This window comes from Pseudomonas sp. UBA7530 (assembly GCF_002479365.1).
In the GTDB taxonomy this organism is placed as follows: domain Bacteria; phylum Pseudomonadota; class Gammaproteobacteria; order Pseudomonadales; family Pseudomonadaceae; genus Aquipseudomonas.
On sequence record NZ_DLMS01000004.1, the window covers coordinates 106,223 to 127,989 of the forward strand.

Below are 21,767 nucleotides of genomic sequence, written 5' to 3' on the forward strand. Positions count from 1 at the left end.
GCAGCTCTGCGCTGAGGATTGGATCGTGATAAGAAAAATATTGATCGCCAACCGTGGTGAGATTGCCGTCCGCATCGTGCGGGCCTGCGCCGAAATGGGCATCCGCTCGGTGGCGATCTATTCCGACGCCGACCGTCATGCGTTGCACGTCAAGCGTGCCGACGAGGCGCACAGCATTGGCGAAGATCCGCTGGCCGGCTATCTGAACCCGCGCAAGCTGGTCAATCTGGCGGTGGAAACCGGCTGCGATGCGTTGCACCCCGGCTACGGTTTCCTTTCTGAAAACGCCGAACTTGCAGAGATCTGCGCTGAACGTGGGATCAAATTCATAGGTCCGAGCGCGGAAGTCATCCGCCGCATGGGCGACAAGACCGAAGCCCGACGCAGCATGATGGCTGCTGGTGTGCCCTGCACTCCCGGCACCGAAGGCAACGTCGCCGACCTGGCCGAAGCCCTGCGAGAAGGCGAGCGTATCGGTTACCCGGTGATGCTCAAGGCGACCTCCGGTGGTGGCGGTCGCGGCATTCGTCGCTGCAACAGCCGCGAGGAGCTGGAGCAGGCCTACCCGCGAGTGATCTCCGAGGCGACCAAGGCCTTCGGTTCGGCCTCCGTCTTCCTGGAAAAATGCATCGTCAACCCGAAGCACATCGAGGCGCAGATCCTCGCCGACAGCTTCGGCAACACCGTGCACCTGTACGAGCGAGATTGCTCGATCCAGCGGCGTAACCAAAAACTGATCGAAATCGCCCCCAGCCCGCAGCTCACCCCCGAGCAGCGCGCCTATATCGGTGACCTGGCCGTGCGTGCAGCGCAGGCCGTGGGCTACGAGAACGCCGGTACCGTGGAGTTCCTGCTCGCCGAAGGCGAGGTGTACTTCATGGAGATGAACACCCGGGTGCAGGTGGAGCACACCATCACCGAGGAAATCACCGGCATCGACATCGTTCGCGAGCAGATCCGCATCGCTAGTGGCCTGCCGCTGTCGGTCAAGCAGGAAGACATCATCCACCGCGGTTATGCCCTGCAGTTCCGTATCAACGCCGAGGACCCGAAGAACAACTTCCTGCCGTCGTTCGGCAAGATCACCCGCTACTACGCCCCCGGCGGCCCCGGTGTGCGCACCGACACGGCGATCTACACCGGCTACACCATTCCGCCCTATTACGACTCGATGTGCTTGAAGCTGATCGTCTGGGCGCTGACCTGGGAAGAGGCGATGGATCGTGGCCTGCGCGCACTGGACGACATGCGCGTGCAGGGCGTGCGCACCACCGCGCCCTATTACCAGGAAATCCTGCGTAACCCGGAATTCCGTAGCGGCCAGTTCAATACCAGCTTCGTCGAAAGCCACCCGGAACTGACCCAGTACTCGATCAAGCGCAACCCGTCGCACCTGGCCATCGCCATCGCCACTGCCATCGCTGCCCACGCGGGCCTGTAGGGGACATCATGAGCAAGAAGATCACCGTTACCGATACCGTCCTGCGCGATGCCCACCAGTCGCTGCTGGCGACCCGCATGCGCACCGAGGACATGCTGCCGATCTGCGACAAGCTCGATCGCGTCGGCTACTGGTCGCTGGAAGTCTGGGGTGGGGCCACCTTCGATTCGTGCGTGCGCTTCCTCAAGGAAGACCCGTGGGAGCGCCTGCGCCAGCTCAAGGCCGCGCTGCCCAACACCCGCCTGCAGATGCTTCTGCGCGGGCAGAACCTGCTCGGCTACCGCCACTACAGCGATGACGTGGTGCGCGCCTTCGTGGCCAAGGCCGCGGTCAACGGCATCGACGTGTTCCGCATCTTCGATGCGATGAACGACGTGCGTAACCTGCGCGTGGCCATCGAGGCGGTCAAGGCTGCCGGCAAGCACGCCCAGGGCACCATCGCCTATACCACCAGCCCGGTGCACACCAACGAGGCCTTCGTCGGCCAGGCCAAGGCCATGCAGGCGATGGGCATCGACTCCATCGCGATCAAGGACATGGCCGGCCTGCTTACGCCCTATGCCACCTTCGAATTGGTCAAGGCGCTGAAGGCCGAGATCGATTTGCCGGTATTTATCCACAGCCACGACACCGCCGGTCTCGGCGCCATGTGTCAGCTCAAGGCCATCGAAGCCGGTGCCGATCATATCGACACCGCCATCTCCAGCCTGGCCTGGGGCACCAGCCATCCGGGCACCGAGTCGATGGTCGCCGCGCTCAAGGGCAGCGAGTTCGACACCGGCCTGGATCTGGAACTGATCCAGGAAATCGGCATGTACTTCCACGCTGTGCGCAAGAAGTACCACCAGTTCGAGAGCGAGTTCACCGGCGTGGATACCCGCGTGCAGGTCAACCAGGTGCCGGGCGGGATGATTTCCAACCTGGCCAACCAGCTCAAGGAGCAGGGTGCGCTGAACCGCATGAACGAAGTGCTGGAAGAAATTCCGCGTGTGCGTGCCGACCTCGGCTTCCCGCCGCTGGTGACCCCGACGTCGCAGATCGTCGGCACCCAGGCGTTCTTCAACGTGCTGGCTGGCGAGCGCTACAAGACCATCACCAACGAAGTGAAGCTGTACCTGCAGGGCCGCTACGGCAAGGCGCCGGGCAAGGTCGACGAGCAACTGCGCAAGCAGGCCATCGGCAGCGAGGAAGTGATCGACGTGCGCCCGGCCGACCTGCTCAAACCCGAGCTGGCGCGCCTGCGTGAAGAGATCGGCAGCCTGGCATCGTGCGAAGAGGACGTGCTGACCTTCGCCATGTTCCCTGACATCGGGCGCAAGTTCCTCGAAGAGCGCGCGGCCGGCACCCTCAAACCGGAAGAGCTGCTGCCCATGCCGAATGGCCAGGGCAAGGCGGCGCCGGTCGGTGGTGAAGGCGTGCCGACCGAGTTCGTGGTCGACGTGCATGGCGAAAGCTACCGCGTGGACATCACCGGCGTCGGCGTCAAGGGCGACGGCAAGCGCCACTTCTACCTGTCCATCGACGGCATGCCGGAAGAGGTGGTGTTCGAGCCGCTCAACGATTTCGTCGCTGGCAGCGGCGGCAAACGCAAGCAGGCCGGGGCACCGGGCGACGTGTCCACCACCATGCCGGGCAACATCGTCGATGTGCTGGTCAAGGAAGGTGACACGGTCAAGGCCGGTCAGGCCGTACTGATCACCGAAGCAATGAAGATGGAAACCGAGGTGCAGGCGCCGATTGCCGGTACCGTCAAGGCCGTTCACGTGGCCAAGGGCGACCGCGTCAATCCGGGCGAAGTGCTGGTGGAAATCGAAGGTTAACCTCTATGGAGCCCGGCCTGTTGGATGGGCAAGTTTGACGGGGCGTATAACCCGGGCTCCTTTTTTATTCGTTGGCGTCCCTGACCGGACGCCCAGGGTTCGAGACCCAGGAGCCGCAAGGCTCCTTTTTTTCCTGCAGTTCTCTGGTCATGCCCCAGGTGCGCAAGCACAGCGCGGGCGATCAGCACCGCTTGCGCGGGGCATGGCCTTCTCCTTTCAGCCGGCCGGAGCCTGAGCTCCGGCCGGCGCGTTTCACTCCTGAGGAAAACGTGCGCGCGGCGTGGCCATCGGTACCTTATCGCCATCGAGCGGCAGGAAGCTGCCCAGCTCGGCATCGTAAGCCTTGATCTGGCTGGTTTCGATGTCATACACCCAGCCATGGATGAACAGCTGACCGCGCGCCAGCCTGGCTGCCACCGACGGGTGCGTGCACAGGTGATTGAGCTGCGCCACCACGTTCTCTTCCGTGAGCACTTCCAGGGCTTCTTGGTTGTTGCTGCAGTTGCAATTCTCGGCGACCACGCTGCGCGCGACCTCGGCGTGGCGCAGCCAGGCCTTTACCGTGGGCATGCTTTCCAGAGACGCCGGGTTGAGTACCGCCTTCATCGCGCCGCAGTCGGAGTGCCCGCAGACGATAATGTGCTGCACACCCAGAGCCATCACCGCGTACTCGATGGCGGTGGATACGCCACCCATCATCTGCCCGTAGGCCGGTACGACGTTACCAACGTTACGGTTGACGAACAGGTCGCCCGGCGAGCTTTGGGTGATCAGCTCCGGCACCACGCGCGAGTCGGCGCAGGTGATGAACATGGCGCGTGGGTTCTGGGCGGTGGCGAGCTTCTTGAACAGCTCTTCCTGCTGCGGGAATACCTCGTTGCGAAAGCGTTTGAAGCCCTCGACGATGCTGTGCAGCGCCTGATCGGCGGTTTCGTTGCCCTCATGGGCCTGAAGCGGAATCACCTGATGTTTGTAAGGCATGCCCTGAACCTCTTTGTTATCGAAAATACGCTGCTAAAACGACAGCCGCAGCGGGGTGCGAGTCACACGCAAGTGTCGCCCGCGCTCGCAGGCGCGACAACCGGTAGGTTCATGCAGTTGGTGCCCGGTGTCGGTTTACCGATATGGCGTGCCGCACAGGGCGTCCTGTGCCCCGCTCAACGCGCGCTTTGCCGCTCCAGTTCATGCAGGTAGGGCAGGTCGGGACCGACCCGCGAGCAGGTCAGCGCGGCGGCTGCGATCGCTTGGTTCAGCATGGCGTCGATCTGCTCACGGCTCAGCGTTGCCAGCGCCTCGACGCTGTCCAGCTGGTGCCGCGCCAGGTAGGCGAGCAGCGCCGCCTGGAAGGTATCGCCGGCGCCGACGGTATCGCGGGTGTGCACGGCCACGGCCGGCGCCGAGCTGTGCCCGTGGCGGCTGTAGACGCTGGCGCCTGCGCTGCCCTGAGTGAGGAACACCAACTGGCAGCGTTCGTTGAGCCAGCTTGCCGCGACCTGTTGCGGGTCGCGCTCGGGATACAGCAATTGCAGATCCTCTTCGCTGACCTTGATCAGGTGTGCATGGCGGGCGAAGGTCTCTACGCGCTCTCGCCAAAGGGCGACATCCGGCGCCGGGCCGAGACGCACGTTGGGGTCGAGGCTGATCAGGCGATGCGGGTGCTCGCGCTGCACCAGCTGCAGCAGCGTGCTGGCCACCGGCTCCACCACCAGCGAGAAGGAGCCGACATGCACGCCGCGCACTTGATCATCGAGCGTTGGCAGGTGCTCGGTGCGCAACTGGCGGTCGGCGCAGCCTTCGCCGCGGAAGGAGTATCGCGGGGAGCCGCTGGCGTCCACGCCGACCATCGCCAGGGTGGTCGGCGCATCGCTGGCAATCAGGTAAGCATCGCTCACGCCCTCATCACTGAGCACCTGGCGCAGGTGTTGGCCGAGGCTGTCCGAGGAAATCCCGGTGAACAGCGCCGAGTCGGCGCCCATGCGGCGCAAGCCCAGCGCCACGTTGAACGGCGAGCCGCCGGCGATGGCCTTGAAGGCCAACTCGTTGCTACGCCCGCCGTCGTTCTGGATAAACACGTCGAACAGTGCTTCGCCACAGACCAGGTACATATTCATCTCCGTATCGATTCAAGGGCACATTTAAAAACCACCCGCTTCATTCAAGCCCCGATGCACCGAGCTGTAGGAGCGGCGCCCCGCTGCGAACCAGGGCGGCGCGGACTGGAAAAACTTAGCCCTAGGGCGTAATGCCGTTCATATAAGAAGCGGTCGGACGCGATTAGTCCCCTCGCCCCTTCGGGGAGAGGGTTAGGGCGGGCCGTGTTCGGCGAGGGGGGAGCTGGCAGTTTTGCGGCATTTACAGCCCTCTCCCCCAGCCCCTCTCCCATAAATGGGAGAGGGGAGCCAGGCGCGTACAGCCTTAAGTGAACAGCATTACGCTCCGGGGCGGGGCTCCTACGAAAAGCTGTTTTGCAAACCGGCTTTCACCGTCAGCGCTGCTCTCACTTCGAATTACCCTCTGCAAGCCGGCTGACCTGCTCGCGATAGCGTTGATAGACCGCCTCGTACTGCGCGGTGCTTGCAGCATCCGGTTGGGTGTGCGTGCTGGCATCGAGCTGCACGCAGCGCTCGCACAGTGCGGCCAGCTGCGCCTGGCGATCGTCGCCAGGCGTCAGGCACCAGGCAGCCTGGATCGCTGCGCCCAGGGCGGCGGCTTCGGTGTGCTGCGGGCAGACCAGCGGCGTGCCCATGATATCGGCGATCACCTGGCGCCAGACCGGGCTTTTCGCTGCGCCGCCGATCAGGTGAATGGTTTCGCTCTGCAGACCGCTGGCGCGCAGCAGGTCGAGCCCGTAGCGCAGGCCGAAGGCAGTGCCCTCGACCACCGCGCGGCACAGGTTGGCGCGGGTCAGGTTGTCGCTGTCCATGCCCAGCAGGCTGGCGCGCGCCGTCGGCAGCGCCGGCACTCGTTCACCGTTGAAGAACGGCAGCAGCAACAGGCCCTCGGCGCCGATGGGCGAGCGCTCGACCAGCTCGGCGAAGCTGTGGATATCCAGCTCCAGCAATTGCTGGATCAGCCCGCTGGCGCTGGTCAGGTTCATGGTGCAGATCAGCGGCAGCCAGCCGCCGCTCGATGAGCAGAAGGTCGCGACCTGCGCGTGTGGGCTGATCGTCGGCTGGGCGCTGTAGGCGTAGAGCGTGCCGGAGGTGCCCAGGCTCATGGTGATCGCACCGGGGCGGATATTGCCGGTGCCGATGGCGCCCATCATGTTGTCGCCGCCGCCGCTGGCCACCACGGCGTCCGGGTTCAGCCCCAATTGCCGGGCGACCTGTGGGCGGATGCGGCCCACCAGCTGATCCGGGCCGATCAGCTCCGGCAGTGCGCGCTGCAGGCGCCCGCTGGGGTCGATGAAATTCAGCAGCTCGACATCCCAGCTGCGCGTGCGCACATCGAAGTAGCCCGTGCCGGAGGCGTCGCCGTACTCGCTGCAGGCGCGGCCGGTGAGCCAGTGGTTGAGGTAGTCGTGGGGCAGCAGGATATGGGCGATGCGCTCGAACACATCGGGGTGCTGCTCGCGGGTCCAGAGCAGCTTGGACACCGTGTAGCCGGGTGCGATGGCCACGCCGAGGCGTTGCAGCGAACCGGCTTCCCCGCCGAGGTGATCGAGCAGGCGCTGGTTTTCCGGAGTCGATTCGGTGTCGCACCAGAGCTTGGCCGGGCGCAGCACCGCGCCCTGTTCGTCGAGCAGCACCAGGCCATGCTGCTGGCCGGAAACGCCGATACCCAGAATCCGCTCGCCGCCGATGCCCGCAGCCGCCAGCGCCTGACGCGTCGCCTGCTCGAAAGCGTCCAGCCACTGCTGGGGCTGCTGTTCGCGACGGCCATTGGCGCCGCTGTGCAGCGTGTGGCTGGCGCTGCCTGCACCGAGCACCTGGCCATTATCGGCATCCAGTATCAGCGCCTTGGTGCCCTGGGTGCCGCAGTCGATGCCGAGGTACATGGCTCAGTCGCCCAGCAGGGTCTGCAGGGTGCGGGTCACGCCCAGCTTGCGAAGGCTGTCGTAACACAGCTCGAAGGCCGCGATGAACGCTTCCGACTGCGGGATGGCGGTGCCGAATATCGCCTCGACGCCGAGCACCCGCTCGCGCACCTGGTCGTCGTCGGCCACCAGCGCCTGACAGAACTCGGCGCGCGGATCGGGGATGCGATAGTGCGCGCCGGTCTCGTCGACGCCCTTGAGATACAACGCCCAGGCCGCGACCACCAGGGCCGCGCGTTCCAGTGGCCGACCGTCTTCGATCAGGCGGTTGAGGGTCGGCACGATGAACTTGGGAAACTTCGACGAGCCGTCCGAGCAGACCCGTTCGAGCTGATCGGCGATGGCCTGGTTGGAGAAGCGCTCGATCAGCGTGTCCTTGTAGTGGTCCAGGTCGATGCCCGGCACCGGCGCCAGTTGTGGGGTGACGTCCAGGTCCATGAAGGTGCGCACGTATCGGCGCATCAGCGGATCGTTCATGGTCTCGTGAACGAAGCGATAGCCCTTGAGAAAACCCAGGTAGGTCAGCGCCAGATGGCTGCCGTTGAGCAGCTTGAGCTTCATTTCCTCGTAGGGCGTGACGTCATCGGTGAACTGCACGCCGACCTCTTCCCAGGCTGGGCGGCCGCTGACGAACTTGTCCTCCAACACCCACTGAACGAAGGGCTCGCAGACCACCGGCCAGGCGTCCTCGACGCCATGCTGTTCGGCCAGTTGCTGGCGGTGGGCGGCGCTGGTCATCGGCGTGATGCGGTCGACCATGGCGTTGGGGAAGCTCACGTGATGGTCGATCCAGCTGGCCAGCTCGTGATCGGCCAGGTGGGCGAATGCCAGCAGCGCCTTGCGCGTGACGTCGCCGTTGTGCGGCAGGTTATCGCAGGACATCAGGGTGAAGGCCGGAGTGCCGGCGGCGCGGCGTTTGGCCAGGGCCGCGCAGAGAAAACCGAAGACGCTTTGCGGCGATTCGGGGTGGCGCAGGTCGTGCTGGATAGCGGGTAGCTCGGCGAGAAATTCGCCGGTGCTGTCGTCGATGCAGTAACCACCCTCGGTGATGGTCAGCGAGACGATGCGAATCGCCGGGTCGGCCAGCTTGTCGATCAGCGCCTGCGGCGATTCCTCGGCCAGCAGCATATCGGTGATCGCGCCGATCACCCGCACCGGCAGGTTCGGCTCATCGCCCAGTTCGACCAAGGTGTAGAGATGGTCCTGGCTGGCCAGAGCGTCACGCATGGCGCGGTCTTCGCTGCGTACGCCGACGCCGCAGATGCCCCAGTCCAGCGCCAGGCCCCGGTTCATCAGGGCATCGGTGTAGACGGCTTGATGCGCGCGGTGAAAGCCGCCGACGCCGATGTGGGCAATGCCGGTGCGGATCATGTCCGGGGTGTAGCGGGGCAGCGCGATAGCGCCGCCCAGCTGGGAGAGTTGCTGGCGATTGAGCTTCATCCGAAGAATCCCGTATTGGAGCGCGGCGTCAGGCGGCCTGCTGCAGTGGTTTGGCGATGGCCTGGCCATCGGCATCGAAGAGGTGGCAGTGCGCCGCGTCGAAGTCCAGCGTCAGGGCGTCGCCATAACGCGGTGCGAAGTCGCCGCGTACGCGCACCGTGAGCATCTCGCCCGAGGCGCAGCGCACGTGGCAGAAGGTGTCGCTGCCCAGGCGCTCACTGACGTCGGCGGTCACCTGCAGGCGACCGGTATCGGCGGCGACGACGTTGAGGTGTTCGGGGCGCACGCCCAGGGTTACGCTGCTGCCCTGGCTGAGGCCGGCGGCGGACAGCGGCAGCGTCAGATGCGTGCCGCACTCCAACTGCACCTCGCAGCTGTCGGCACCGGCCTTGTGCAGCGTGCCGCGCAGAAAGCCCATCTTCGGCGTGCCGAGAAAGCCGGCGACGAACAGGTTGGCCGGGTGGTGATACAGCTCCAGCGGCGAGCCGACCTGCTCGACGCGGCCGCCATTGAGCACCACCACCTTGTCGGCCAGAGTCATGGCTTCGACCTGGTCGTGGGTCACGTAGATCATGGTCGCCTGCAGGTCCTTGTGCAGCCGCGCCAGCTCCAGGCGCGTTTGCACGCGCAGGGCGGCGTCGAGATTGGACAGCGGCTCGTCGAACAGGAAGATCTTCGGGTTGCGCACGATGGCACGGCCGATGGCCACGCGCTGGCGCTGGCCGCCGGAGAGCTGCTTGGGTTTACGCTCGAGCAGCGACTCCAGTTGCAGGATGCGCGCGGCATTGGCCACCTTCTCCTCGACTTCCTGCTTGCCGACCCGGGCCAGGTCGAGGGCGAAGGAGAGGTTCTTGCGCACCGTCATGTGCGGGTACAGCGCGTAGGTCTGGAACACCATGGCCAGGTCGCGCCTGGCCGGGGCGACGTCGGTGATGTCCTTGCCGTCGAGCTCGATATGGCCGCTGCTGACCTCTTCGAGCCCGGCGATCAGCCGTAGCAGGGTGGATTTGCCGCAGCCCGACGGGCCGACGAAGACCACGAACTCGCGGTCGCGGATGTCCAGGTCGATACCCTTGATGATCGCGGTGCCGTCGAAGCCTTTTTTCAGGTTGCGGATCTTCAGATCAGCCATGTCGGAGTTCTCCCGTTATTTCACTGCGCCGAAGGACAGGCCGCGGACAAGTTGCTTCTGGCTGATCCAGCCGAAGATCAGGATGGGCGCACAGGCCAGGGTCGAGACGGCGGAAAGCTTGGCCCAGAACAATCCCTCGGGGCTGGAGTAGGAGGCCACCAGCGCGGTCAGCGGGGCGGCGGCGGAGCTGGTCAGGTTGAGCGACCAGAACGCCTCGTTCCAGCACAGGATCAGCGACAGCAGCATGGTCGAGGCCAGCCCGCCGCGGGCGATCGGCAGCAGCACGCGGACGATCTCCTGCCAGGTGGTGGCGCCATCGAGGCGCGCGGCTTCGAGGATGTCCACCGGGATGTCCTTGAAGTAGGTGTAAACCATCCACACCAGGATCGGCAGGTTGATCAGGGTGTAGATGATGATCAGCGCCAGGCGCGAATCGAGCAGGCCGAACTGCTTGGCCAGCAGGTAGATCGGCACCAGCACGCCCACCGGCGGCAGCATCTTGGTCGACAGCATCCACAGCAGCGTGCCCTTGGTGCGTTTGCTCTCGAAGAAGGCCATGGAATAGGCGGCGGGCACGGCCAGGAGCATGCCCAGCAGCGTCGCCGAGACGGAGATCAGCACCGAGTTCCAGGCGAAGGCGAAGTAGTCGCTGCGCTCGTTGATGTGCAGGTAGTTCTCCAGCGTCGGCGTAAAGATGAACTGCGGCGGCGTGGCGAAGGCGTCGATCTCGGTCTTCAGGCTGGTCAGCACCATCCAGAAAATCGGGAAGAAGATCAGCGCGGCGATGGCCCAGGCGAGGATGCCGATGACCAGGCTCTGCAGGCGGCGGGACTGTTTCAGGGTCAGCATGCTGCGCTCCTACTGCCGCTCGGTGAGGTTCTTGCCGATCATGCGGATCAGCACGATGGCGGCGATATTGGCGATGACCACGGCGATCAGCCCGCCGGCCGAGGCCATGCCGACGTCGAACTGCAGCAGCGCCTGGGTGTAGATCAGGTAGGCCAGGTTGGTCGATTCGTAACCCGGGCCGCCGCTGGTGGTGGTGTAGATCTCGGCGAATACCGAGAGCAGGAAGATGGTTTCGATCATCACCACCACGGCGATCGGCCGTGCCAGGTGTGGCAGGGTCAGGTGCCAGAAGATGGCGATGGGGCCGGCGCCGTCGAGGCGCGCGGCCTCCTTCTGTTCCTGATCCAGCGACTGCATGGCGGTCATCAGGATCAAGATGGCGAACGGCAGCCACTGCCAGGACACGATCAGGATGATCGAAAACAGCGGGTGGTGCGCCAGCCAGTCCACCGGCTGGGCGCCGAAGAACTGCCAGACAGCGGCGAGAATCCCCGATACCGGGTGGAAGATCAGGTTCTTCCACAGCAGCGCGCTGACCGTGGGCATGATGAAGAACGGCGAGATCAGCAGCACCCGCACGATGCCGCGGCCGAAGAACTCGCTGGCCTCCAGCAAGGCGGAAATCAGCACGCCGAACACCACGCTGATCAGCAGCACGCTGCCGACCAGCAGCACGGTGTTGCCGGCGCCGGAGAGGAAGGCGGCATCGGTGACGAAGTATTCGAAGTTTTCCAGGCCGACGAAGTCGTTCTCGCCGGGGTAGAGCAGGTTGTAGCGGATCAGCGAGAAATAGACGGTCATGCCCAGCGGCACGATCATCCAGATCAGCAGCAGGAGCACCGACGGGCTGACCAGAAACCAGCCGGGCGCCAGACGCCGCGGCTTGCGCTCGCCTGGGGTGCTGACCTGTGCAGCAGGGGTGTCGATGGCCGAGGTGTTCATGGTGCCTCCGAAAGGCAGTGTCGTGGTGACAGACGCGGTCCGTAGGGTGGGTTAGGCGTCTTGTCGGGATACTCTGGCGCCTCTCGCTCAAGATGGCGCCGTAACCCACCATTGGTGCAACGCCGACTATCGCCTGGTGGGTTACGCGCCGCGCTGTCATCGCGGCGTCTGGGCTGTCATTGGACGCGGCGCTAACCCACCCTACGGGAAAGCGGCTTCTCTACTTGGGATAGCCGGCGCGCTTCATTTCCCGCTCGGTGCTCTGCTGCGCGGCTTGCAGCGCCTGGTCAGGTTGCATCTGGCCGGTGAGCGCGGCGGCGAACAGCTTGCCGACACTGGTGCCGATGGCCTGGAACTCGGGGATGGTCACCAGCTGGATGCCCACGTAGGGCACCGGCTTGGCGCTGGGGTTGGCTGGGTCGGCCTGCTTCAGCGAATCCAGGGTGACCTCGGCGAACGGCGCCGCCTGCATGTAGGCATCGCTGTAAGTCGAGGCGCGGGTGCCTGGCGGTACGTTGGCCACGCCATCGCGCTCGGCCACCAGCTCGGCATAGGCCTTGGAGGTCGCCCAGGCGCTGAAGGTCTTGGCCGCTTCCTTGGATTTGGAGCTGGTGGGGATCGCCAGTGCCCAGGAGTACAGCCACGACGCGCCCTTTTCGGTGGTCTGAGTCGGCGCGAAGGTGAAGCCGACCGAGTCGGCGACCTTGCTCTGAGATTCATCGGTGACGAACGAGCCGGCCACGCTGGCATCGACCCACTGCGCGCACTTGCCGCTGTTGAACAGCGCCAGGTTCTCATTGAAACCGTTGCTGGAAGCGCCCGGCGGGCCGTACTTCTTCATGTTGTCGACATAGAAGTTCAGCGCGTTCTTCCACTCGCTGCCGGTGAACTCCGGCTGCCACTGCTCGTTGAACCAGCGCGCGCCGTGCGCGTTGGCCAGGGTGGTGATCAGCGCCATGTTCTCGCCCCAGCCGGCCTTGCCGCGCAGGCACAGGCCATAGACTCCCTTGTCCGGCTGATGCAGCTTGCCGGCGAACTCGGCGAGCTGATCCCAGGTCGGCCGCTCGGGCATGGTCAGGCCGGCCTGTTCGAACAGGTCGGTGCGGTAGTAGGTGATCGAGGCTTCGGCATAGAAGGGCAGGGCATACAGCGTGCCCTTGGCCGACAGGCCTTCGCGCACCGAGGGGAAAACGTCGTCGAGGTCGTAGTCGGCCGGCAGCTCGGTCATCGGCTCCAGCCAGCCTTTCTCGCCCCACAGCGCCGCTTCGTACATGCCGATGGTGAGCACGTCGAATTGGCCGCCCTGGGTGGCGATGTCGGTGGTCAGACGCTGGCGCAGCACGTTCTCTTCGAGCACCACCCACTTGAGTTTGATGTCCGGGTTCTGCTCTTCGAAGGTTTTCGCCAGGCGCTGCATGCGGATCATGTCGCTGTTGTTGACCGTGGCGATGGTCAGGGTTTCGGCGCTCTGGGCGACCGCGGTGAGGGACAGGCAGGAGGCTGCAACGAGGGCTTTGATCGCGTTGTTCATGCTTGTGAACTCCTCTCCCGCGCCGGTTCGGCTACGGAAGAACGTTATTGTTTTTGTTTCGCTCGGGCTCGATTACACCCCCGCAGACTCGCGCGGACAAATCCTAGAGCGCACAGTGATCGATACTTTTTTGCACTTGAGAGTCCGCTGGAACATAGCGCGAACGCGGATGAAAACTGCTTGGCAGAGCGGTCGCCGCGATGCAGGCAGCAGAAGCAACCGCCGAATCAGTACAGGTTTTGCTCGGTCAGGCGCTGCACCACCAGCTTGCGATAGCCCGTGGGCGTCATACCCTTGAGCTGCTGGAAGCGGCGATTGAAGTTGGAAATGTTGCTGAAGCCAGACTCGAAGCACACCTCGGTCACCGGCTTGTCGCTCTTGCTCAGTAGTTCGCAGGACTTGCTCACGCGCAGGCGATTGACGAACTCGACGAAGCCGCGGCCGGTGGCCTGTTTGAAGAAGCGCGAGAAGTAGGTGGGCGTCATGCCCAGGTAGTCGGCGACCTCTTCCTGGCTGATGCCCTGCGCGTAGTGCTGGAAGATGTAGTCCACCGCGCGGTTGATGCGCTCGACATGCTGCTCGTCGCCGAACTCGGAGGAGGTCACGGCCGAGAGCAGCTGGTAGTCCTCACTGCCGGCTAGCAGCTCCATGAGGATGAAGAAGTGGCCCAGGCGGCTGATGCCGCGGCTGCTGGCGATCTTGCCGAGCAGAGCGGCGGCCTGGCGAATCACCTGCGGGTCGCGAAATTCGATGCCGAATTGCGCGCGGGCCAGCAATGGCTGCAGGCTTTTCAGTTCGGCGAACACCGCGGTGCCGCTTTCCAGTACTTCGTCGGTGAAATTGACCAGCATGTCGCGGGTCTCGACCACTTCGCCGTCTTCGACCTGGCTGATCCAGTTATGCGGCAGGCCGGGGCCGGTGAGAAACAGTGTGTAGGGCGAGAAGTTGCCGATGTAGTCGCCGATGAACACCTTGCCCGAGCTGGCGACGATCAGGTGTAGCTCGTATTCCTTGTGGAAGTGCCAGCGCACCAGCGGCGAGGGAAAGCCGTGCTGGCGGTAGATCAGCGAATGGCCTTCGTGGTCGTCCATCAGTTCGTAGGACGGGTCGGCTACGCGGGCTGTACGGGTCATGGGGCTTCGTCGGTCAATGCCTAGAGTCACCACGTTTTAACATATCGAGCGGCGCGGCCAAGTCAGAGCAGGCTCAATTGCGCACCTGGCGGGCAGAACTGCGAACAGTCCAGCGTAAAACTGTCGCGACGATCCAGGCCGAGCTTGCGCCGCGCCAGGCGAAAACGCTGCTGCAGCAGGTCGGCGAACTGGCCCTCGCCACGCATGCGGCTGCCGAAGCGACTGTCGTAGTTCTTGCCGCCACGGCTCTGGCGAATCAGGCTCATCACATGCTCGGCGCGGTCGGGAAAATGCGCCTGCAGCCACTGTTCGAACAGTTCGGCGATCTCCAGCGGCAGGCGCAGCAGCACGTAACCCGCCGAACGTGCACCGGCATCGCGTGCGGCTTCGAGCAGGTGCTCAAGCTCCATGTCGTTGATCATCGGAATCATCGGCGCGCACATCACGCTCACCGGCACGCCGGCCTCATGCAGCGTGCGCATGGCACGCAGGCGGGCGGCAGGCGCCGCAGTGCGCGGCTCCATGATGTGTTTCAGCTCGTCGTCCAGGGTGGTCAGGCTGAAGGCCACGCTGACCAGGTTATGGCTGGCCAGCTCGCTGAGCAGGTCGAGGTCACGCAGGATCAGCGAACCCTTGGTGATGATGTGCAGCGGATGCTTGTAACGCAGCAGAATCTCCAGCGCCTGGCGGGTCAGGCGCTGTTCGCGTTCGATCGGCTGGTAGGCGTCGGTGTTGATGCCCAGGGCGATGGGCTGCGCTACGTAGCCGGGCTTCTGCAACTGTTCTTCGAGGCGCTCGGCCAGGTTGGTCTTGGCGATCAGCCGGGTTTCGAAGTCGATGCCCGGCGACAGGTCCCAATAAGCATGACTCGGCCTGGCGAAGCAGTAGATGCAACCGTGTTCGCAGCCGCGATAGGGATTCACCGAACGGTCGAAGCCGACGTCCGGTGAGTTGTTGTGGGTGATCGCGGTCTTGGCCTTTTCCTTGCGCACTTCGGTGGCGCGGCTCAGGGGCGTCTCTTCCTGATACCAGCCATCGTCTTCATGCTCCGAGCGCGTCGGCGCAAAGCGATTGTGCGGATTGCTGGCGGTGCCACGGCCTCGTGGCGGCTGGCTGGCGGACATGCTCGGACTCCAAAATATACTGTATAAAAATACAGCTATTTGTCGTTCGAGCAAGTCCCTTCTGTCGCGAGGCGATCAAGCTGCCGCGGTCTGCGGCGTCTCCTCACGCTTGGCATAACGCTGCGCCAGCACCGCGCAGACCATCAGCTGGATCTGGTGGAACAGCATCAGCGGCAGGATCAGCACGCCAATGGCGCCGCCGGCGAATAGCACCTGCGCCATGGGCACGCCGGTGGCCAGGCTCTTCTTCGAACCGCAGAAGAGAATGGTGATGCGATCTTCCAGGCTGAAGCCCAGCCATTTGCCGAGCAAATGGGTCAGCACCAGCGCCAGGGCCAGCAATACGCAGCAGGCGAAGGTCACGGCCAGCAGGGTGAGCAGCGGCACCTCCTGCCACAGGCCGCCGATCACCGCAGCGCTGAAGGCGGTGTAGACCACCAGCAGGATCGAGCTTTGGTCGACGTATTTCAGCCAGCTCTTGTTCTTAGTCACCCAGGCGCCGATCCAACGCTGGGCGATCTGCCCGAGTACGAACGGCAGCAGCAGTTGTAGGCTGATCTTGCCGATGGCGTCGAGGGTCGAGCCACTGTCGCCCTGCACGCCCATCAGCAGCGCCACCAGCAGCGGGGTGACGAAGATGCCGAGCAGGCTGGAGGCCGCCGCACTGCAGATGGCTGCCGGGATATTGCCGCGTGCCAGCGAGGTGAAAGCGATGGCCGACTGCACGGTGGCCGGCAGGGCACACAGGTAGAGCATGCCCAGATACAGCTCATTGCCCAGCAACGGCTCCAGCGCCGGCTTGAGGGCCAGGCCGAGCAGCGGGAAGAGGATGAAGGTGCAGGAGAACACCAGTAGGTGCAGGCGCCAGTGCCCGGCCCCGGCGATGATCGCCTGGCGCGACAGCTTGGCGCCATGCAGGAAGAACAGCAGGGCGATGGCCAGGTTGGTGATCCACTCGAAGATCGTCGCGATCTGGCCGCTGGCAGGCAGCAGCGTGGCGGCGAGTACCACGGCAAGCAGGGTCATGGTGAAGGCATCGGGTAACAGGCGGCGCAGGAACATGGCGAATCTCGGGCTTGCGATACGGAAGGTCGCCACATTATCGTCATCGAGGATTTCCGACTAACGCCAAAGAGCCAGCAAGTGTCGCCAAACAGACATCCAGCCGCCTTCTATCGCAATCTCCCCGAGCTGCCGAGCCTGCCACGGCCGCTGTATGGCCGGGTCGAATCGCTGACCAACCGGGCGCTGACCTTTCGCCATACGCACCCCTGGGTGCAGCTGTCCTATGCCATCGCCGGGGTGCTCGAAGTGCAGACCGCCGGCGCCCGTTTCGTCGCCCCGCCGCAACGCGCGGTATGGGTGCCGGCCGGCGTCGAGCACCGCGTGTTCAGCTCGCCGCGCACCGAAATGCGTAGCCTGTACATCGACGGCAACGCCGTGCCCTGGGGGCCGGATGCCTGCCGGGTGCTGGCGGTCAGCCCGCTGCTGCGCGAGTTGATCCGCCGCTTCAGCGACCTGCCGGCCGAGTACGACGAGCAAGGCGCACCGGGCAGGCTGGCGTCGGTGTTGCTCGATGAACTCCAGGCAGCGCCGGAAGTGGCGTTGGTGTTGCCGCTGCCGCAGGACGCGCGGCTGCGCGAGGTATGCCAGGGGCTTGAAGATGCCAACCTGCGCCAGCTTGGCCTGGGCGAATGGGCCGAGCGCCTGGGCGTCTCGGAGAAGACCCTGAGCCGACTGTTCCTGCGCGAAACCGGTCTGAGTTTCCGCGGCTGGCGCCAGCGTCAGCGCCTGCTCGATGCCTTGACCCCGCTGGAGCAGGGCGAGCGTGTCACCGATGTGGCGCTGGCCTGCGGTTACGATTCGCTATCGGCCTTTATCGCCGCTTTTCGCCGACAGTTCGGCGCGACACCGGGGGAATTCTTTCGCGAGTAGCCTTTGCTCTCAGTGTGATCGAGCGCTGCGCGCTTCGCGGACAAGTCCGCTCCCACGGATCAGCCACCGCCCCCCTGTGGGAGCGGACTTGTCCGCGAAGCTTTCCAGTTATGGGCAGCCAGTGGTGAGGACGAAACGCGTGGCCGGTTTCAGTCAAGAACCACCGGCAGCGCCTTGCCGCCTTCCTGCTGCCAGGTGCCGATCAGCGAGCCGTCTGGTTGCAAGTGCAGTTCGAAAATGGCGGGGTTGTCGCCGCCTTCGTGCAGGCGAACCTGGTCAGCGCTAACGGTTTGCCGGCTCAGCTCGATCTGCCGGGCGTAGCGGTCGTAAAAGTAGCTGCTGGAGGCATAGACGTTGCCTTCGAGCACCAGGCTGATCGCGTAGCGGCCAGCGATCTTGCCGTGGTAGGCGCCACCAGCGCGCAGATCGGCGGGGCGCTGGCAGTCGCTGCGCTGTTCCAGCAGCAGGCAACGGCCGTAGGGGCTGAAGTCTTCGGCCAGTTGCGTATAGGGAATGCTGTTGCGGTACTCACCCAGGTCGTCCAGGGCGCGCACGACATGGGCCGCGCAGCCTTCGGCGACCAGGGTGAGGGCATCGCGGCGCAGTTCCACGCGGTCGTACTGCAGGTCGCCACTGCTGCGACGGGGCAGGCATTCCTGGTACATCTCGCGTTGGGTTTCGAGGCGCTCGTCATGCTCGTCCGGCTCTGCCGTGGCGTCATCCGGCGGTGGCAATTCGGCGAGAAACGCCTCGATGCGCTTGCCGCGCTCGCGCCCTACGTGTTCGCGCAGCCGTTGCAGGCCGGCCTCGGTGAAAAGCTGTTCGAGACCGATGGGGCGGCCGCTGGCCAGATCGAACGAGTAAGCGAAGGCCCCCATGCTGGTGTAGGCGCCGGTGTACTCGCCGGTCACACTCAGCGACAGATAGCCCGGCCCCTGGCCATCGATCATGTAATCGATGCTGTTGGTGCCCCAGATCTCACCGTCCTTGGGCCAGATGCGTTCGAACGGCGAGCGCTCGAAGCGTCCCGGCAGGCCTTTGAGCACGACCGCATGCAGGTAGGTATTGATACGGGCGATGGCAGGGCTGTCGCCCTTGAACAGCGGGAAACGGTAGGTTTCCCACTCGCTGCGCTTGGCGTGCAGATCGTCGATACGCAGTTCGGCGCTCACCGGCATCACGGTAGCGAGCATCAATAGGGGTAGGTAACGCATCCTGTCCTCCCTGGACATGCAACAAGCCGGATCAGGCGCGACGCACCTGCAATCCCTGATAACCGTATTCACCGGGCTCGCCACTGAGCGCCAGCAGGCCGGCGGCCGCCAGTTCACGGACGCGCCAGAACAGAAAGAAATCGGTGGCGAAGAAACCATCGCTGCGCGCCATGACCTCGGCCATCAGCCGCGCCAGCGGTTGTGCCTGTGCGCTGGCGCTATCGAGCAGCGCGGCGTCGATGGTCTGATAGCTTTCGCGTGTGAAGACGCCCGCTTGCCAACGACGGATTGGTGCCTCGTCAGCCAGTACCTCTTGCCACTGTGCAGCCAGTGCGGCCCGGCGCTTGGCATCGACCAAGCGCGGCTTGGCGATTTGCGCCAGCGCCTCGGGGCTGTGCATGGCCACCGCCTTGCGCGTCTGCACACGGCTATCGCCGCTGCCGCAGGGCACTTCCCAGAGTTCGACGCTGCTGCCTTGCAACGCGCTGGCGACGCGCGCCAGCAGCAACTGCTCGCTGCTGCTGTCGCCATGCCAGACGGTGACGGGCCGATCCTGCTCGGCCAGGTCGGCGAGCCAGCGAGCATCCTCGGCCAGGCCTGTGGAAAAGTCTGGCCGCGGTGTCACCGCGGCTGGCCATACTTCGCTCCAGAATATGGCGCGGGCGCTGCACGGCGGGTTGTCCACATCGCCCAGCGGGCCGACGGCGAGGTCGTCACGCAGTACGCGCAGACCGCTCTCGGCGGCAGGCTGGCCGATTACTCGGCTGACGCCGGCCACCGCGTTGTCGCCGCAGACCAGATGCCACATGGCTCAGTCCTTGTCTTTTTTCAGCTTGGGATTGGGGAAGAACTGCACGGCCTGAACATTGGGATCGGCCGCCTTGGGCTTGAGGCCGCTGACGTTGACCCGGGTCGGCAGCTCCTTGGGCACCGAGTTGCCACGGGCGTCCAGGGTGTCGGCGTAGCCGCACTTGACGCATTCGCGGTGCGGCACGCCGTCGACGTTCCACATCTTGATGCTGTCGGTCTCGCTGCATGCCGGGCACACGGCGCCGGCGATAAAGCGTTTCGGCGTGCTGTTCACAGGCGCATCGCTCATGCGGCCTCCTGGCTCAGGCCGAGGTGGCGCAGCAGGGCATCGATGCTCGGCTCACGGCCGCGGAAGTCGACGAACAGCACCATGGGTTCCTGCGAGCCGCCGCGGGCCAGGATGGCTTCGCGGAAGGCGCGACCGGTGTCGGCGTTGAACACGCCTTCTTCCTCGAACTTGGAGAAGGCATCGGCGCTGAGCACCTCGGCCCACTTGTAGCTGTAGTAACCGGCCGCGTAACCACCGGCGAAGATATGCGCGAAGCCGTTGGCGAAGCGGTTGTAGGCCGGCGGGCGCAGCACCGAGACCTCTGCGCGCACGCCTTCGAGCACGTCCAGCACGCTGCGGCCGTCGCCGTGGGTGGCATGCAGCTCGAAGTCGAACAGGGAGAACTCCAGTTGGCGCACCATCATCAGTCCGGACTGGAAGTTCTTCGCCGCCAGCATCTTGTCCAGCATGGCCTGCGGCAGCGCTTCGCCGGTTTCATAGTGGCCGGAGATCAGCGCCAGGCCGTCCGGCTCCCAGCACCAGTTCTCCATGAACTGGCTCGGCAGCTCGACCGCGTCCCAGGCTACGCCGTTGATGCCCGAGGCACCGGCATGCTCGACGCGGGTCAGCAGGTGATGCAGGCCATGGCCGAACTCGTGGAACAGGGTGGTGACCTCGTCGTGGGTCAGCAGCGCCGGCTTGCCGCCGACCGGCGGGGTGAAGTTGCACACCAGGTTGGCCACCGGGGCGATCAGCTGGTCCTGGGCATCGCGGCGCTTGTCGCGGGCGCCGTCCATCCAGGCGCCGCCACGCTTGTTGGCGCGGGCGTAGAGGTCGAAGAAGAAGCGGCCGACGTGCTGACCGTTCTCGCTGATCTCGAACAGGCGCACGTCCGGATGCCAGGTGTCGAAGCCTTTCAGCTCGCGAATCTGAATGCCGTAGAGCTTCTGCACGATGGTGAACAGGCCGCTGAGCACCTTGTCCACCGGGAACCAGGCGCGTACTTCTTCCTGGGAGATGCTGTAGCGCTGCTGGCGCAGCTTCTCGCTGTAGTAGCCGACGTCCCAGCTTTGCAGGTCATTCAGGCCCTGTTCGGCGGCGAAGGCTTTCAGTTCGGCCAGGTCCTGCTCGGCGAAGGGTTTGCTGCGCACCGCCAGGTCGCGGAGGAAGCTCAGCACCTGATCGGTGGACTCGGCCATCTTGCTGGTCAGGCTCAGCTCGCTGTAGTTGGCGAAGCCGAGCAGGCGCGCCATTTCCTGGCGCAGGTCGAGAATCTCGGCCATCAGCGGGCCGTTGTCGTTCTGGCCGGCGTTCGGCCCCTGGTCGGAGGCGCGGGTGCAGTAGGCGGCGTAGACCTCCTCGCGCAGGGCGCGGTCGTAGGCGTAGGTCATCACCGCGTAGTAGCTGGGGAACTCCAGGGTGATCAGCCAGCCGTCCAGGCCCTTGGCCTCGGCAGCCTGCTTCATCTGCGCCTTGGCCGAGTCGGTCAGGCCGCTCAGGCGCGCTTCGTCGGTGATGTGCTTGGTCCAGGCCTGGGTGGCGTCGAGCAGCTGGTTGGAGAATTTGCTGGTCAGCTCGGACAGGCGCATCTGGATCTCACCATAGCGCTTCTGCTGCTCGATCGGCAGGTCGATGCCGGACAGGCGGAAATCGCGCAGGGCGTGTTCGAGGATGGTCTTCTGTGCCACGTCGAAGTCGGCGGCGGCCGGGCTCTTGGCCAGCGCGTCATAGGCGTTGAACAGCGGTTTGTTCTGGCCCATTTCGGTCCAGTATTCCGACAGCTTGGGCAGACAGGCCTCGTAGGCGGCGCGCAGCTCGGGGCTGTTGCACACCGAGTTGAGATGGCTCACCGGGCTCCAGGCGCAGCCCAGGCGTGCGCCCAGTTCGTCCAGCGCCAGCACCAGGCCGTCCCAGCTCGGATTGGCCTGTTGCTGTTCGAGCAGCGTGGCGATGGCCGCGCGACTGTCGGCCAGAATCTGGTCGACGGCAGGCTCGACATGTTCCGGTTTGATCTGCGAGTAGGGCGGCAGGTCGAAGTCTTGCAGCAGGGGATTGTTCGCGGTCACGACGAGGCACCTGTGGCGAATGAAGA

At 64.8% G+C, this 21,767-nt stretch carries 18 protein-coding genes; 3 read left to right on the plus strand and 15 right to left on the minus strand.

What is annotated here, in order from left to right:
• Positions 1-25 precede the first annotated feature (25 nt).
• Entirely contained in the window at positions 26-1,441 is a 1,416-nt protein-coding gene (locus B2U07_RS08740; protein WP_197858875.1) for an acetyl-CoA carboxylase biotin carboxylase subunit, read from the plus strand.
• Positions 1,442-1,449: 8 nt separating this feature from the next.
• Positions 1,450-3,261 (plus strand): sodium-extruding oxaloacetate decarboxylase subunit alpha, encoded by a 1,812-nt coding sequence (oadA, locus tag B2U07_RS08745; protein ID WP_197858874.1) that lies wholly within the window; start codon positions 1,450-1,452, stop codon positions 3,259-3,261.
• Between the two features lie 252 nt (positions 3,262-3,513).
• On the opposite strand, the gene B2U07_RS08750 is transcribed toward oadA, so the two are convergent.
• The 11 genes from B2U07_RS08750 to B2U07_RS08800 all read right to left on the minus strand — a co-directional run bounded on the left by B2U07_RS08750 (position 3,514) and on the right by B2U07_RS08800 (position 16,510).
• Positions 3,514-4,242, minus strand: coding sequence for a carbonic anhydrase (locus B2U07_RS08750; protein WP_197858873.1), 729 nt, complete (start codon positions 4,240-4,242; stop codon positions 3,514-3,516).
• 176 nt (positions 4,243-4,418) lie between these two features.
• Positions 4,419-5,366 (minus strand): carbohydrate kinase family protein, encoded by a 948-nt coding sequence (locus tag B2U07_RS08755; protein WP_275546383.1) that lies wholly within the window; start codon positions 5,364-5,366, stop codon positions 4,419-4,421.
• A gap of 392 nt (positions 5,367-5,758) precedes the next feature.
• Complete coding sequence (gene xylB / locus B2U07_RS08760) at positions 5,759-7,258, minus strand: xylulokinase (RefSeq protein WP_275546384.1); 1,500 nt, start codon at positions 7,256-7,258, stop codon at positions 5,759-5,761.
• Positions 7,259-7,261: 3 nt separating this feature from the next.
• A complete protein-coding gene (locus B2U07_RS08765; protein ID WP_275546385.1) occupies positions 7,262-8,737 on the minus strand; it encodes a mannitol dehydrogenase family protein in 1,476 nt (491 codons plus the stop codon).
• Positions 8,738-8,765: 28 nt separating this feature from the next.
• Entirely contained in the window at positions 8,766-9,869 is a 1,104-nt protein-coding gene (locus B2U07_RS08770; RefSeq protein ID WP_275546386.1) for an ABC transporter ATP-binding protein, read from the minus strand.
• 15 nt (positions 9,870-9,884) lie between these two features.
• Positions 9,885-10,718 carry a carbohydrate ABC transporter permease gene (locus B2U07_RS08775; protein ID WP_275546387.1) on the minus strand — a complete coding sequence of 278 codons (834 nt, stop codon included), beginning with the start codon at positions 10,716-10,718 and terminating at the stop codon, positions 9,885-9,887.
• Between the two features lie 9 nt (positions 10,719-10,727).
• Positions 10,728-11,660 carry a carbohydrate ABC transporter permease gene (locus tag B2U07_RS08780; protein WP_275546388.1) on the minus strand — a complete coding sequence of 311 codons (933 nt, stop codon included), beginning with the start codon at positions 11,658-11,660 and terminating at the stop codon, positions 10,728-10,730.
• A gap of 220 nt (positions 11,661-11,880) precedes the next feature.
• Positions 11,881-13,191: an ABC transporter substrate-binding protein gene (locus B2U07_RS08785; RefSeq protein ID WP_275546389.1), complete on the minus strand. Its 1,311-nt coding sequence runs from the start codon at positions 13,189-13,191 to the stop codon at positions 11,881-11,883.
• A gap of 227 nt (positions 13,192-13,418) precedes the next feature.
• Positions 13,419-14,324: an AraC family transcriptional regulator gene (locus B2U07_RS08790; protein WP_275546390.1), complete on the minus strand. Its 906-nt coding sequence runs from the start codon at positions 14,322-14,324 to the stop codon at positions 13,419-13,421.
• Positions 14,325-14,386: 62 nt separating this feature from the next.
• Positions 14,387-15,448 (minus strand): PA0069 family radical SAM protein, encoded by a 1,062-nt coding sequence (locus B2U07_RS08795; RefSeq protein WP_275546391.1) that lies wholly within the window; start codon positions 15,446-15,448, stop codon positions 14,387-14,389.
• Positions 15,449-15,523: 75 nt separating this feature from the next.
• Positions 15,524-16,510: a bile acid:sodium symporter family protein gene (locus B2U07_RS08800; RefSeq protein WP_275546392.1), complete on the minus strand. Its 987-nt coding sequence runs from the start codon at positions 16,508-16,510 to the stop codon at positions 15,524-15,526.
• An 81-nt stretch (positions 16,511-16,591) separates the two neighbouring features.
• Between B2U07_RS08800 and B2U07_RS08805 the strand changes: the two genes are divergently transcribed.
• Positions 16,592-17,383 (plus strand): AraC family transcriptional regulator, encoded by a 792-nt coding sequence (locus B2U07_RS08805; RefSeq protein WP_275546393.1) that lies wholly within the window; start codon positions 16,592-16,594, stop codon positions 17,381-17,383.
• A 149-nt stretch (positions 17,384-17,532) separates the two neighbouring features.
• Here B2U07_RS08805 and B2U07_RS08810 read toward each other — a convergent pair whose 3' ends face one another.
• The 4 genes from B2U07_RS08810 to prlC are packed head-to-tail and all read right to left on the minus strand — an operon-like array spanning position 17,533 to position 21,741.
• A complete protein-coding gene (locus B2U07_RS08810; protein WP_275546394.1) occupies positions 17,533-18,597 on the minus strand; it encodes a hypothetical protein in 1,065 nt (354 codons plus the stop codon).
• A gap of 31 nt (positions 18,598-18,628) precedes the next feature.
• Entirely contained in the window at positions 18,629-19,405 is a 777-nt protein-coding gene (locus B2U07_RS08815; protein WP_275546395.1) for a DUF1835 domain-containing protein, read from the minus strand.
• 3 nt (positions 19,406-19,408) lie between these two features.
• Positions 19,409-19,696, minus strand: coding sequence for a YheV family putative zinc ribbon protein (locus B2U07_RS08820; RefSeq protein WP_275546396.1), 288 nt, complete (start codon positions 19,694-19,696; stop codon positions 19,409-19,411).
• Positions 19,693-21,741, minus strand: coding sequence for an oligopeptidase A (gene prlC / locus B2U07_RS08825; protein WP_275546397.1), 2,049 nt, complete (start codon positions 21,739-21,741; stop codon positions 19,693-19,695). The genes B2U07_RS08820 and prlC overlap by 4 nt, the downstream gene beginning before the upstream one ends.
• Positions 21,742-21,767: the final 26 nt, after the last annotated feature.